This window comes from Pseudoalteromonas sp. BSi20429 (assembly GCF_000238895.1).
Lineage (GTDB): Bacteria > Pseudomonadota > Gammaproteobacteria > Enterobacterales > Alteromonadaceae > Pseudoalteromonas > Pseudoalteromonas arctica.
The window spans coordinates 1-13,817 of sequence record NZ_BADV01000028.1; the positions used below are offsets into that span (position 1 = coordinate 1).

A 13,817-nucleotide genomic window follows, 5' to 3' on the forward strand; every position below is an offset into this window, starting at 1 on the left:
TTTGAGTTATTTACTCTTCAACGAATGCCTCGCCTTGTGTCATCCACTTTGCAGCTGGTTTGCCTTTTAAGTAATGATCAAAGTACTGCATCATACGTACTGAAAAATCGACCTGATTAGGAAACTTTTTCAAGTGGTGTGGTTCACCTTCGTATTGTAAAAATGTAGCATCTTTTCCTGCACGGCGCAGAGCTAAGTAATACTGCACACTTTCATGCCAAGGCACTGCATCGTCTTTGTCGCCAGACATTATTAAGATAGGCGTATTAACTTTGTCTGCAAAAAATACTGGTGAGTTTTCTATATAAAGTTCTGGTGCTTCAAATAAGTTTTTGCCAATACGGCTTTGTCCTGTTTCGTATTGAAATTGACGAGCAAGGCCCGATTTTAAACGTATGCCACTGTAAGCACTGGTCATGTTTGATACTGGCGCACCCGATACAACCGCTTTAAACATATCTGTTTGGGTTATCATAAACGCACTTTGATAGCCCGCCCAAGAGTGACCTTGTAAGCCTATTTTATCTGGGTCGGCTATGCCTAAATCTATTAATTTTTGGGTAGCGTTTATCATGGTTTGCGTTGACGATTTACCCGGGTGACCTATTTCAAAACGAATATCAGGTAAAAATACTGCATAACCGTTTGAGGTAAACATAGGGAAGTTAGGGCGATGATTTAATTCCATCTTAGGAAAATCAAACATGCGTTGACTCATGTAACGATAAAAATACACAACCACAGGTACTTTATCGCCTTTTTTATAGCCCGCTGGTTTTATAAGTACGCCTTGTAAGTCTTCGCCATCAAAACCTTTATAGCTTATCAGCTCTGGCTTTTCGCCCCACGCAAAATTATTAATTTGTGGGTTTAGCGTGGTCACTTGTTTTGGTGCGCTAAAGCTAAAATCTGTTTGGTAGTAATCAGGAAATTGGCTATAAGTTTGCGAGGTAAATAAGTACTTGTCAGCCTTTTTTGCTTTTTTAACCATATCAAAGCGTTTATTACCGCTAAGCACCTTAGTTAGTGTGTTAGTGGTTAAGTCGAGCTTTGCAACTTCGCTTTGTTTAGTTTGTAAGTTAATAGCAGAGACAAGTAATGTATCGCCTTTTTTAAAGCCCACTTGGGTTTTATCAAGCTTAATAACACGGTACTGCGTATTGCTTTGCTTACCATTAGTTAGGCGTTTAGCTTGCTGCGTTTTTACGTCAAATGCCCAAATATCGTATTTACTATAAGCAAGCACTTGGCTGCTATCGGTCATCCAACCAGCAAAACCATAACCAGGTTGAGCAGATGGGTAGTCGTGTTTATCATCAGCAAAGGTTGCCTGAATCACTTTTGTAAGCGGTGTTACTTTATTATTTTTTAAATCTTTTAACTGTATTTGGCTATCGCTAAAATAAGCTGCAAACTCACCATTAGGGGCAAGGCTTGGTTTAAACGGGTAGTTACTAATAATGGGAGTTTGTGTACCGGTGTTTATATTTACTGCAAAGTAATCAGCAAAAAAACCGCCGTACATTATTTTTTCTAGGTAGGGGATGTTAGATGAGCCAAGTAAAGACACATCTCGCTGAGGGTTTAGTGCAACCTCAGGCATGTTTGGTGTACTAAGTTGCGCAACTTTTTGCGAGTTAACGTGATACACCGCACTGTAATGGCGATTTTTATTAACTTCGTTCCATTGCTGCTCTTCACGCGGTTTTATTTGCGCATCGTTGTTGTGCCATACATCTAAACCTTTATGTTCACGTATGGTATCAAAGTCGTACAATGAGGCTTCGTCGGTATATTCTTTAGCTTTTACTTTAGCTGCTAATTTTGGATGGTTTTCAAAATATAAGCGCTCGCCATTTTCTGACCATTTAAGGGAGGCTGTTTTACCTAAAACCCAGGTTTTATCAGGTGAATCTATTGTTGAAAGCTTCTCGTTTTTATATAGCTGTAAACTGTAGCTTCGACGGCGCGTGTCATCATTTACATAGTTACCTAATGTAAACACTGCAATATTGTCAGTTGGGTGCCATGCTATTTTATTTGCGATTGCGCCCGGTTCATCAATTAATACGCTGCTATTAAAGTCACTTAGCTCAATTAACGCTATTTGGTTGTTATTACCATCGCTGTAACTTTGACTCACTAATAGCTGGCTGTTGGCTGAGTTAATAGCGTAGCTAAATACGTTTTCTATTGTATGGGTGCGTTTATCAGATAAATTTACGATAACAAGCGCATAGCTCTTATCTTTTTTATCGGGCGTGATAGCGTTGTCTTCTTCGTTTTTAGCGCTATCGGTTTTATCTTCTACTTTTGCGTCATCGTCTTTTTTATTTAAACGATAAGCAAGCCACATACCGTCATCAGATACCGTGTAATCTTTTACATCAGCAAAGTTTTGTTGGGCACCTGATTGCGTGTTTACGAGTACCAGATTGTTTTTAAGTGTGTCTTTTTTTTGGTTGTTTCTTTTTCAAGTAAGGTAGGTACTTGTGTAAAAGCGACCCAGTTAGCGGCTTTATTAATATGAGGTTTAGTGCCGCGCTCTACTTCTGCGATGAGAGTATTGCTTTGTAGTGAGTAAACTTGGCCAGTTGCATTTCCACGATACGGCGTTGCACTAAAAGTGAGTACTTGACCATTGTCAGATAGTTGCGTGCTTTTAGCTGATTTAAAACTAAAAACGTCTTTAAATTGTAGCGATTCTTTGGCGTGTATGCCGGTGCTAGTTAAGCTGGCAACGAGTGCCGTGCTTAATAAGGTGAGTTTTGTTTTCATTATTGATTCTCGTATTATGACATTGTTTCATTGTAACGAGTTTGGCTCACAATTCGAGCGGATCAGATAAATGGCAGCTACATACGACAAAACGACCCGTAGGTCGTTTTTTGGTATTTAATTTATTAATTTAGCAAACATTACAGCCAAATTTTTTGTAGCTCAAGCCATTGTTTTTCAAATTGAACACTTGGCTTTGCTTTAAAGTCGCTACGTACAAACTGATTCATTTTGCCTTCAACGTAGGCAAGTAAAAAGTTTGCAAGTGTAAGCTCATCACTTTGAAAGTTTTTACCTTCACGTAATTTACGCTCACGAAGTACTTGTTTAAACTGAGTTTCTAGTTTTTCAAACAAGCTTTGTACCCGCTCGCGTAAACGTTCCTGCTCACCTTGCAGAGCATCGCCAGTTAAAATACGAGTAATGCCTGGATTTTTTTCAGCAAAGGTTAGAAGTAATAATAGAATGTTATAAATGCGCGTTTGGCTTTCTTTTTCGTTTTCAATAATAATATTTATACGAGATAAAAGGGTATCTTCAATAAACTCAATTAAGCCCTCAAACATACGCGCTTTGCTCGGAAAATGACGGTATAGCGCGGCTTCAGACACACCCACCTCAGCAGCTAGTTTTGCTGTGGTGATACGTTGTCCTAAATTAGTTTCTAACATTTGTGCGAGTGCTTGCAGTATTTGCTCTTTGCGATTACTTCTTTTTGTCGCAGGCATGAACATTCCTTTTTATTAGTTATTCTTAGTGGCGCAGTTAAGAACCCTAGTCATTTTTTGTTCAAATGATTGGCGTATGTTAATGTTTTATTCAGTTTGTTTCCAGCCTTTTATAGATGTTTAGCCAGCTGTTCGATCACCTTGCGAGCTATTTCTATTTTACTTGTTGTTGGTAATTCTAGTTGTTCATTATGCCAGTACAGTGTTAAAGCATTATGATCGGAATTAAACCCTAAGCCACTTTTTGATACGTCATTAGCGCAAATCATATCTAGATTTTTATTTTGTAGTTTACCTTTAGCATAGCTTTCTACATTTTGAGTTTCGGCGGCAAACCCCACAGTATAAGGACGGTTTTGTTTAAGGTTGGCAATAGCTGCAATTACGTCAGGGTTTTTAGTTAAAGTAAGAGTGAGTTCGTCGCCTTGCTTTTTCATTTTTTGAGTCGCAATGTTTGCAGCTCGATAATCTGCTACAGCAGCGCAGCCAATAAATGCATCTGATTGCGGTGCATAGGTAAGTGACTCAGTTAATAGCTCCTCAGCGCTTTCTATATTGATAAGGTTTACGCCAGTAGGGGCTTTTATAGTGACCGGACCCGAAATTAAATTAACCTTAGCACCGAGTTGCAAAGCGGCTTCTGCCAGTGCATAACCCATTTTTCCAGAGCTGTGATTTGATATAAAGCGTACCGGGTCGAGAGGCTCACGCGTTGGGCCTGCTGTTATTGTAATTGTTTTTCCTGCAAGTAATTGCGGTTGCTCTTTTGCTATACATAGCGCAACTAGCTCATGAGGCTCTAACATGCGTCCAGCGCCTATATCGCCACAGGCTTGCTCACCTTTACCCGGGCCCCAAATAAGTACGTTACGTGCTTTTAATGTGGCTAAATTAGCTTGTGTTGCTGCGTGTGCATACATTTGCTGATTCATGGCTGGTGCAACTGCGACTTTTGCAGGCGTTGCTAGCAGTAACGTTGTTAGTAGGTCGTCAGCAATGCCGGCTGCCATTTTAGCAATAATATTACAGGTAGCAGGAGCAACTAAAATTAAGTCAGCCCATTTTGCAAATTCAATATGCCCCATTGAAGCTTCAGCAGAAGGGTCTAGTAATGAGTCAGAGACTGTTTCTCCACTAACGGCTTGCATGGTCAGTGGTGTAATAAAGTGTTTAGCTGATTCAGTCATAACTACTTTTACTTCACAACCAGAGTCTTTTAATCGCCTAACGAGTTCTGCACATTTATAAGCTGCAATACCGCCGGTAATACCTAGTACAATTTTTTTGTTTGTTAAGTTAGTCATGGATGTTCATCAGTTTTTATTAAATATTGGGCTTAAAATAACAAATCTTTACCCATACAGCGAAGTTTTTTAATTCGAAATAACAGGCTAAATTTTAAATTTGCATTACATTTATAAGACACTTTCGCCTCTCAAGGATGAATAATGCAACTTACTTCACTACCAAACTCACTTCGACCTCGTGAAAAGCTCATAGCAAAGGGGGCTAAGGCGCTGACTGACGCAGAGCTTCTTGCCATATTTTTACGAACAGGGTTACCGGGAATGAATGTAATTGAGTTGGCTCAGCATTTATTAAACGAGAATAAAACACTTCATAATTTGTTTAATGCTAGCATTGAGGAGTTTTGCTCTCAAAAGGGATTAGGGACCGCTAAGTATGTTCAGCTACAAGCTGTGTTAGAGCTAAGCCAACGTTATATGCAGGAGCGTTGCCAACGAGACGCCGTGTTTAATTCGCCAAACTCAGTTTACGATTACCTAACAATTCAAATGCGGGGCTTACAACAAGAAGTATTTATGGTGTTATACCTAGATAGCCAAAATAGATTAGTAAAAGATGAAATACTTTTTTATGGCACAATTAATTCTGCCAGTGTTTATCCGCGTGAAGTGGTAAAGGCTGCGCTTAAAAATAATGCAGCCGCTGTTATTTTTGCGCATAATCATCCAAGTGGTATTGCAGAACCGAGCCAAGCAGACAAACTTATTACTAATAAATTGCAGCAAGCACTGCAATTGGTCGACATAAGTGTGCTTGATCACATCATTGTTGGTGGAGAAACGTGTGTTTCGTTTGCCGAGCGAGGCCTGATTTAGCTTTGTTAGATACAGAAGTGTGTTAAAAATGAGCTGTTTAACGTGTTTTGGCAAATTAGTTTAATTTAAATGCAGTTTTTACTTTCCCTAAGGGCATTCGATCTTTATAATTAGCCGCTATCAAATTTACATATATGAGCTGATTGGATAGATCAGTGTTTGATCTTTGCCTGTAAAAGCTGTATAAAGAGCGCCCTTCGATTTATCTCTAGGGCGGAAATACACGGCCTTAGATTAAATTAAGCTCGAGCGAAGTTATTGGAGATATATAGACATGTCTAAAGTATGTCAAGTTACAGGTAAGCGTCCTGCGGTTGGTAATCACCGTTCACACGCGAGAAACGCGACTAGACGTCGTTTCCTACCTAACCTACAAACACACCGTTTTTGGGTTGAAAGTGAAAAACGTTTTGTAACATTACGCACTACTACTAAAGGTATGCGTATTATCGATAAAAAAGGCATCGACACGGTTCTTACAGAAATCCGTGCTCGCGGCGTTAAAGTTTAAGGATCTGAATCATGCGCGATAAAATCCGTTTAGTTTCAACTGCCGGTACTGGTTTTTTCTACACTACTGACAAAAACAAACGTAACATGCCTGAGAAGATGGAAATCAAAAAGTTTGATCCAAAGATTCGTAAACATGTTCTTTTTAAAGAAGCTAAAATTAAGTAATTTTAGTTCTTTTAGAATTTAAAAACCCAGCTTAGGCTGGGTTTTTTGTTTTTAAAAATATGATTAGTGAATTGATATAAAAAAACCTCGTTGGCATAACCAACAAGGCTTTTAAATCAATAAATGAAAACACAATTAGATTTTTGTGAATGCATCTTGTAGTGGTGGTACTACTTGCTTTTTACGGCTTAGTACGCCATCTAACCATACTTTATCATTCTCTGGTTTTACACCGTAAGCCTGCTCAACTAAGTTTGCATCGTCAGATACAATTAGCATTTCTGAGCCTTCTTTCATTATATCGGTAAGCAGTAAAAATACAGAGTGGCGATTACCCTCAACTTTTAGCTTAGCAATATCGGCTGCAAGGTCTGCTTTAATGTCGTCAAAAACAGCAAGGTCGATTACTTCTAGTTGGCCAATGCCTACTAGGTTACCGTTCATGTTGAAATCTTTAAAGTCACGCATTACTAAATCACGTGCTGGTGTGTCTTCTACCGCAGATTTAACACGGAACATATCCATACCCAGTTCTTTAAAATCTTCTACGCCTGCAATTTCAGCTAGCGCTTCAACACATTTAATATCGGCAGTGGTACATGTTGGTGATTTAAATATGACTGTGTCGCTTAAAATTGCACACATCATAATACCCGCGATGTCTTTAGGGATTTCTACGCTGTAGAAGTCGTACATCATTTTAATAATGGTGTTTGAACAACCAACAGGACGAATCCAACATTCAAGCGGAGTAGATGATGTTAAGTCACCTAATTTGTGGTGATCTACCACGCCAACAACGCGAGCTTGGTCGATATCATCGGGTGCTTGTGTTTTTTCTGTGTGATCTACAATATACACATCTTCACCCGCGTAGCTTAATTTAAGCTCTGGTGCTTCGAAGCCAAATTTATCAAGGATAAATTGAGTTTCAGGTGAAATTTCACCAAGACGAGTTGGAATTGCAGGCTCATCGATTTGGTTTTTTAAATAAGCCAGTGCAATTGCACCACAAATAGAATCTGAATCTGGGATTTTATGGCCCACTACATACATAGACATTGACGGAACTCCTTTAAATTTGCCGATATTCTAACAAAGTCTGCGGCCTTTAACATATAGACAGCGCAATTAAGTTTTAGTTACACTTTAAAATCTTGAATTTACTAGGTGTATTAATATGCGACTGGGCCGTAAAGGTTGGAACAACGTTATAATATTTTCGATGTTGATTATGATCTTCTTCTTAAATGGCTGGCATAAGCAACTTTTGGGAGGGGAGGATAAACCAACATTACAAGCCGTACTCCCCCAGCAAAGTTTTGTACTGACACTGCAATTTGTTGATCAAAAAATTGAGCGAATAGGAACAAGCTGGCGTACAACCCCACTACAAAAAGACATACCGCTTGTGTGGCAAGCATCTGAGCAGCAACTTAGTGATTTAATTAACCAATGGCAAAGCGCGCAGTTAATGGGCGTTAACGAATCTGTTGTTTTTAATCCTAATGCGCCTTTATATGTTGCTACATTTGAGTTGGCTGGCGAGAGTTTACCTTGGGTTTATTTGCTTTATAAAGGCGATGGGCAATATTACTTACTCGAAAAGAGTAGCCAACGAATACTCGCACTCGATTTAAAAACTGCACAGCAGTTATTTCCTAGTTTTGATTTTTCACAAAGTGAGTCTAATTAATGCCTGAATTACCAGAGGTAGAAGTGAGCCGAATGGGCATCACTCCCCACGTACAAAACCAAGTTGTTACAAAGGTAAATATTTACAATGCCAGTATGCGCTGGCCAGTGCCAGATGACGTGTATCAACTTGAAGGGCTAATTGTTACTAGTATTGAACGACGAGCTAAATACTTACTTTTGCACTGTGAGCTTGGGAGCACTATTTTACATTTGGGTATGTCAGGTAATTTACGTGTTGTAGATAAAAGTGAGCCGCTTAAAAAGCATGACCACGTAGAGTTTATTTTTGGCAACGGTAAAGCACTGCGCTTAAACGATCCTCGTCGCTTTGGTTGCTGCTTATGGCAAGAGCCAGGTGAAGTGCATAAGCTACTCTCTAAGCTAGGCCCTGAGCCGCTTACCGATGATTTTTTTGCTAAACGCGTGTACGAACAATCGCGCAATAAAAAAGTACCCGTAAAGCAATTTATTATGGATAACGCAGTGGTGGTTGGTGTTGGTAATATTTACGCGAATGAATCGTTATTTAAAGCGGGTATACATCCAAAGCGAGAAGCGGGAAAAGTATCGCTCAAACGTTATCAAGCACTTATCCCTATTATAAAAGACACGCTTGCTGCGGCCATTATGCAAGGTGGTACAACGCTTAAAGACTTTGCACAAAGTGATGGTAAGCCCGGGTATTTTGCTCAAGAGTTATTAGTATATGGGCGCAAAGGCAAGCCATGTATGACGTGTGAAAACGAATTGGAAGAAATTAGATTGGGGCAGCGCAGTACTATTTTTTGCTCAAATTGCCAAAAGTAGTTATCTAGTTATCTAGTTATCTAGTTATTTTAATTTTATCGATTCTAAATTTAATGATATTTAAGGGCCAGCTTTAAAAGCTGGCCCTTTATTTTAAAGCTCGAACGGTGCTACACCGACCGCTTTCATTTTATATCCTACCTGCGCTATTTCGCCCGACCATGTTTCAGTACTTATTATTCCAGTTACAACAATTGCGTCGTATAGGCTATCTATTGGTACTCCACCTTTAATTGTTACATGGACTATTTGATTTGGCGGTGGTGGTGGTACGTGTATACAGGCGCCAAAATAAGGAACGAGTAAAAACTCGGTAATTACTTCGCTATCGCCCTCAAGTGGCACAACAAAACCAGGCAAACTCACCGATTGGCCATCAAGTGCCTTTACCACTGGAGCATCTAAATCGGGTTGCACCCAGTTTTGATCACTACCTTCGTGATTAGCTTGTGCTTGAGTGTCTATTTGCACGTGGTTTTTAGGGATTAAGTCTTCCCAAAAAATTTCTTTTGGTGGATTAGCATAACTCGCTACGCTTATAAATAATAAGCCAATAGCAGCAATGTACTGAAAAGCTGTTTTAAAAAATGTCATAAAATCCCTAAAAATTATGCTTTTATACTCATACCATCGCTGAGTGAATAAAAATAAGCGCGAGTAGCGGGTATTAAGCCAATAATAAAACCGGCTGCCATAATAACGCCGATTAAGCCCAGTTCATAGTAAGAGAGTATTGTGATATTTACGCTTATACCGGCATGGCTTTGTAAGTAACCGCCGGCTGAAAAAATAGCTAAATAGTAAAGCACACTACCTGCTAGGCAACCAAGTAAAGTGGTTAGTAGTGACTCAATACTTATAAGTGTAAATAAATGCCAAGGCCGAGCGCCTACCGAACGTAATATAGCAAGTTCGCGACGACGCTGACTTAAATTTGCAAGCAATGTCGTTAGCATGCCAAGTAGGCTTACTAACACGACAACAGCTGAGAATAGCAAAAGTATTTTTTCTACTATGGCGAGCATTTCCCATAACTCTTTAAGTGTTACGGTTGGCATAATCCCAAGCAGGGCTTCTGGCTTATATTGATTTATATTGCGCCTAATTTGTAGTGTGTACAAAGGCGAATTAAATCCCATTAAAAATGCTGTAATTTGTTTTGGATGCCCAACTAGGTCGTTATGTTCGTCATGCTCATGCTCATGCTCATGCTCATGCTCATGCTCAAGCTCAAGCTCAAGGCTAGCTTTACCGCCGTGAATTAAATCGATTGCAGCCAAAGGAATATGCAGCGTTTTATCAACAGGCGTGCCAGTAGGGTTTAAAATACCGACGACTTTAAATGGGTTATCGTCATGATGATGAAAGCTGGTGTTCCCCATACCGTGCGATATAACAATAGAGTCGTTAAGTTTATAACCTAATTTATTTGCAACTTCACTACCTAGCACCACTTCGTTAATTGCAGCAAAAGGGTGGCCTTTGTTAAAGGTTAAGTTTTGTTTTTTTGCAAAGCGATAATGGCTAAAGTAATCAAGTGTTGTGCCTAGTACCGCTTGGCCTTTATGGCTGTCGCCTAGGCTTATAGGTATGCTCCATTTTACGCCTCGCTGACTTGTTATGTATTCATAACTTTTCCAGCTTACGCCGTTATTAGTATGGCCAATTCTAAATACTGACGAAAGCAGCAACTGTATGTCGCCGGTACGCGCACCAACAATTAAATCAGTGCCCGAAATAGTATTACTAAAACTACTTTTAGCATCAATTCGTACTCGCTCAATACTTAAAAGTAACATTACACTAATTGCGATAGTAAATAATGTAAGCAGTACACTTGCGCGGCGGTTTAATAAGCTTTTGTAAGCAAGTTTAGCGAGATTAGCGAGAATCATACTTGTTCCTGCAAGCTTATAAGGTCAATGGAGCGGTCAAATAAAGGCTTTAGTGTTTCATCGTGGCTCACAAATACCAATGTACTATTAGATAACTTTGCTTGTTCAAACAGTAGCTTTATAAAGCTCTCACGGTTATTTGTATCGAGTGCAGATGTGGGCTCATCAGCAATTATTAATTCAGGGCTGCCTATAAATGCGCGAGCGGCAGCAACGCGCTGTTGCTGTCCAATACTCAATGTCGCTACATCTTTATGGTGATACTGCGCAGTAAGGCCTAAAGCATTTAATAACCGCATCGCTTCTTTTTGTAAGGCAGAGCTTTTATTTGATGATTGCTTTAATATTTTTTGTTTTCGGCTTTTTGAAAACTCACACCCAAGCGTTATATTTTCAATGGGAGTTAAATAAGGAAGCAGGTTAAAGTTTTGAAAAATGTAGCCAATGTGATCCGCTCTAAAAACATCACGGGTAGTATTGCTTAATGTAGTTAGGTTTTTGTCTAAAATTGATACCTCACCGCTAGTGGCTGTATTAATGCCAGCAAGAATCGCTAATAAGGTCGATTTACCTGAGCCACTAGGACCGTGTAAAAAAATATGCTCACCTTTTTCGATAACTAGCTCTTTTATGTTGAGCGTGGGTGAGCTATCGCTTTTATGCCACTTAAAAGTTACGTTTTTTAGGTTGATCATTATCTCGTTACCAACCCCAGTAGTTTAGATCTTTGCGCATTTTTAGCTGTCTTATTATATTTAATGGCTTGGGTTTTAGTTTTTCGTTACTTTGTAAAAATTCATTAGCTGCATTTAATACGCGTTGGCTAGATTGACCATCGGTATACGGATGAAGTTCCTGGCAATAGCTTTTAATATTTTGCATTAAATCACTAGGTTTAGTAAGCGCGTGTTCAATAGCTGCTTCTACTTCATCTGCGTCGGTAATATCAAGTAAATGAGGAAGTGGTTTTTGATTACAAAACGTGACTACCGGTTTACGTAGTAGTAAAAACATTAAAAGAACTGACGATGTATCGCACAGCATAACATCGGCAGCTTGCAATAACGGCAAAACGTTATCGGTTTCAATAAATGTTAGACTTTCGTTACTCAGCGCTTTGTATTTATTAACCCATTCGGCAGGCATTTTAGGATGAAACTGCATCAAAATACGCCACTTACCTTGTTCACTAAAATGTTTTATTTGCTCATATAATTTAGGAGCAAGTGATAGCTTTCGTGAGAAAGTAGAGCATATAAGTAAAGTAGGGCGAGGGTCGTCACTTACATAAGGATTATTTGAAGTATTGCTAAAAAGTGGATCGAGTGTTGGCCAGCCAGTTTCAGTTACTTTAAAGAAACCATGCTGCTTAGCTAGCTCTTTAAATCGGGTTGTTGTATTTGGGCCTTGCGTACAATATAAATCGTAACAACCACGAATAGTAAAATGACCACGATTACCTTCAGAGCTACGCTTTTCAGAATTAAAACCATGAAATACAGCTACTTTTTTACCTGGAATAAAGCTAGGTACTATATTACCCGGTATAAATGTAATGTTTGGAATCCAGCTTTTAACATCTTTTATGGTATGTAAACGCTGCTCGTTTGTGGTTAAAAAATCGGGGTTTACTTCGCTACCCGCTAAAAACCAGCGTACTTCACCACCATGTGCCAATATTTGCGCCTGCAAAGGTCTCAAGATAGCGTATGAATAATTCTGAGAAATATACATTAAGTATTTTTTATTTTTAGTGGCAGTTAAGTAGTTCAAGCTATCTCCTCAGGCTGGTTAGCACATTAAGTTTACCCCATTGCGACTCGCTTATAAATATATGCCTTTATTTGTTTTAAGCATCCGATTGAGCTTTGAGGTTGGCTAGATTATTATACAGCCCATATAACCCCATACCATACTTTGCTCAAAGAGCATCCCTAACCCCGGAGATAGCATGACTAGCTATAAAGTTTTAGACGTAAACGATGATTTACCCATTCGTACCAAAGGTGAAGTACACAGCGGTAAAGTTCGTTCAGTTTATTGGTTAACTGATGAAGACAGCGCGCGATTAATTAAAGACAAAGGCTACCAAGTACCGACAGGTACTGAGCTTGCTATTATGGTTATTTCAGATCGAATTTCTGCATTTGATTGCATTTGGCAAGGCGAAAATGGTTTAAATGGCGTACCAGGTAAAGGTATAGCGTTAAACTCAGTGGCAGCCCATTGGTTTAAGTTATTTGATAAAGCAGGCCTTGCGGGTAATCATATTGTTGATATTCCGCATCCGTATGTGTGGATTGTACGCAAAGCCAGTACAGTAAAAGTAGAGGCAATTGCTCGCCAATATATTACGGGTAGCATGTGGCGTGACTACGCTAAAGGCATACGTAACTTTTGTGGTATTGACTTGCCAGAAGGCTTAAAAGCGAACCAAAAGCTTGATAACGTTTTAATTACGCCATCAACAAAAGGTATTATTGAAGGCGTTGCTGATATTCCGCCAGTTGATGATGTAAATATAACTCGCGCTAACATTACTAATAACTTAGATGTATTTAACTTTAAATCGGCAGATGACGTAACCAAATACGAAAAACTGTTAGTTGAAGGTTTTAAATTAATTAGTGATGAGCTAGCGAAGCTTAACCAAATTTTTGTAGATACAAAGTTTGAGTTTGGTTATGTAGAGGATTTAAATGGCGCGCAACAGCTTATATATATTGATGAAGTAGGCACGCCTGATTCGTCACGTATTTGGGATGAAGCTGCATACAAAAACGGTAAAATTGTTGAAAATTCTAAAGAAGGTTTTCGCCAATTACTTATTAATAATGTGCCAGAGAGCGACGTATTATTAAATAAAGATCGCATGAGTGAGCGTGAGCAATTAGCAAAAGATTATATTTTACCAGAATCAGTAATGCTTGAAGTGTCAAATACCTATGTTGGCATAGCGAGCAAAATTGTAGGTAAAGATATTGTGATCCCAGAGAATCCTCGTCAAGAAGTCATTACTATTTTAGATAACGATTACGAATTAATTGTTAAATAGCAGTACTTAAGTGCTAACAAAGCCAGTAACTAAGTCTTTATTTTTAGTTACTGGG

The 13,817-nt window shown here is 39.0% G+C and carries 13 protein-coding genes and 1 pseudogene; 6 read left to right on the forward strand and 8 right to left on the reverse strand.

Annotated features, from left to right (window positions below; translation table 11 throughout):
• Positions 1-10: 10 nt before the first annotated feature.
• The 3 genes and pseudogenes from P20429_RS13325 to coaBC form a co-directional block, all read right to left on the reverse strand.
• Positions 11-2,778: pseudogene (locus P20429_RS13325) on the reverse strand (prolyl oligopeptidase family serine peptidase).
• A gap of 140 nt (positions 2,779-2,918) precedes the next feature.
• Positions 2,919-3,506 carry a nucleoid occlusion factor SlmA gene (gene slmA, locus P20429_RS13315; RefSeq protein ID WP_007581932.1) on the reverse strand — a complete coding sequence of 196 codons (588 nt, stop codon included), beginning with the start codon at positions 3,504-3,506 and terminating at the stop codon, positions 2,919-2,921.
• Between the two features lie 110 nt (positions 3,507-3,616).
• Positions 3,617-4,810 (reverse strand): bifunctional phosphopantothenoylcysteine decarboxylase/phosphopantothenate--cysteine ligase CoaBC, encoded by a 1,194-nt coding sequence (gene coaBC / locus P20429_RS13310; RefSeq protein WP_007581934.1) that lies wholly within the window; start codon positions 4,808-4,810, stop codon positions 3,617-3,619.
• Between the two features lie 144 nt (positions 4,811-4,954).
• Between coaBC and radC the strand changes: the two genes are divergently transcribed.
• The 3 genes from radC to rpmG all read left to right on the forward strand — a co-directional run bounded on the left by radC (position 4,955) and on the right by rpmG (position 6,307).
• Positions 4,955-5,629, forward strand: coding sequence for a DNA repair protein RadC (gene radC, locus P20429_RS13305; RefSeq protein ID WP_007581936.1), 675 nt, complete (start codon positions 4,955-4,957; stop codon positions 5,627-5,629).
• 274 nt (positions 5,630-5,903) lie between these two features.
• Positions 5,904-6,140 carry a 50S ribosomal protein L28 gene (gene rpmB, locus P20429_RS13300; RefSeq protein ID WP_004335549.1) on the forward strand — a complete coding sequence of 79 codons (237 nt, stop codon included), beginning with the start codon at positions 5,904-5,906 and terminating at the stop codon, positions 6,138-6,140.
• Positions 6,141-6,151: 11 nt separating this feature from the next.
• A complete protein-coding gene (rpmG, locus tag P20429_RS13295) occupies positions 6,152-6,307 on the forward strand; it encodes a 50S ribosomal protein L33 (RefSeq protein ID WP_004335545.1) in 156 nt (51 codons plus the stop codon).
• A gap of 135 nt (positions 6,308-6,442) precedes the next feature.
• On the opposite strand, the gene P20429_RS13290 is transcribed toward rpmG, so the two are convergent.
• Positions 6,443-7,369: a manganese-dependent inorganic pyrophosphatase gene (locus tag P20429_RS13290; RefSeq protein ID WP_007581938.1), complete on the reverse strand. Its 927-nt coding sequence runs from the start codon at positions 7,367-7,369 to the stop codon at positions 6,443-6,445.
• 118 nt (positions 7,370-7,487) lie between these two features.
• On the opposite strand from P20429_RS13290, the gene P20429_RS13285 reads away from it, so the two are divergent.
• Positions 7,488-8,003 (forward strand): hypothetical protein, encoded by a 516-nt coding sequence (locus P20429_RS13285; protein ID WP_007581940.1) that lies wholly within the window; start codon positions 7,488-7,490, stop codon positions 8,001-8,003.
• A complete protein-coding gene (gene mutM / locus P20429_RS13280; protein ID WP_007581941.1) occupies positions 8,003-8,812 on the forward strand; it encodes a bifunctional DNA-formamidopyrimidine glycosylase/DNA-(apurinic or apyrimidinic site) lyase in 810 nt (269 codons plus the stop codon). Before P20429_RS13285 ends, mutM begins: the two co-directional genes overlap by 1 nt.
• 93 nt (positions 8,813-8,905) lie before the next feature.
• Here mutM and P20429_RS13275 read toward each other — a convergent pair whose 3' ends face one another.
• The 4 genes from P20429_RS13275 to P20429_RS13260 are packed head-to-tail and all read right to left on the reverse strand — an operon-like array spanning position 8,906 to position 12,480.
• A complete protein-coding gene (locus tag P20429_RS13275) occupies positions 8,906-9,406 on the reverse strand; it encodes a DUF3299 domain-containing protein (RefSeq protein ID WP_007581943.1) in 501 nt (166 codons plus the stop codon).
• A 14-nt stretch (positions 9,407-9,420) separates the two neighbouring features.
• Positions 9,421-10,707: an ABC transporter permease gene (locus P20429_RS13270; protein ID WP_007581945.1), complete on the reverse strand. Its 1,287-nt coding sequence runs from the start codon at positions 10,705-10,707 to the stop codon at positions 9,421-9,423.
• Positions 10,704-11,402 carry an ABC transporter ATP-binding protein gene (locus P20429_RS13265; protein ID WP_007581947.1) on the reverse strand — a complete coding sequence of 233 codons (699 nt, stop codon included), beginning with the start codon at positions 11,400-11,402 and terminating at the stop codon, positions 10,704-10,706. Before P20429_RS13265 ends, P20429_RS13270 begins: the two co-directional genes overlap by 4 nt.
• Before the next feature lie 7 nt (positions 11,403-11,409).
• Positions 11,410-12,480, reverse strand: a complete 1,071-nt coding sequence (locus P20429_RS13260; protein WP_007581950.1) for a CDP-glycerol glycerophosphotransferase family protein — start codon at positions 12,478-12,480, stop codon at positions 11,410-11,412.
• Positions 12,481-12,658: 178 nt separating this feature from the next.
• On the opposite strand from P20429_RS13260, the gene P20429_RS13255 reads away from it, so the two are divergent.
• Positions 12,659-13,762 (forward strand): phosphoribosylaminoimidazolesuccinocarboxamide synthase, encoded by a 1,104-nt coding sequence (locus P20429_RS13255; RefSeq protein WP_007581953.1) that lies wholly within the window; start codon positions 12,659-12,661, stop codon positions 13,760-13,762.
• The last annotated feature ends 55 nt before the right edge of the window (positions 13,763-13,817 follow it).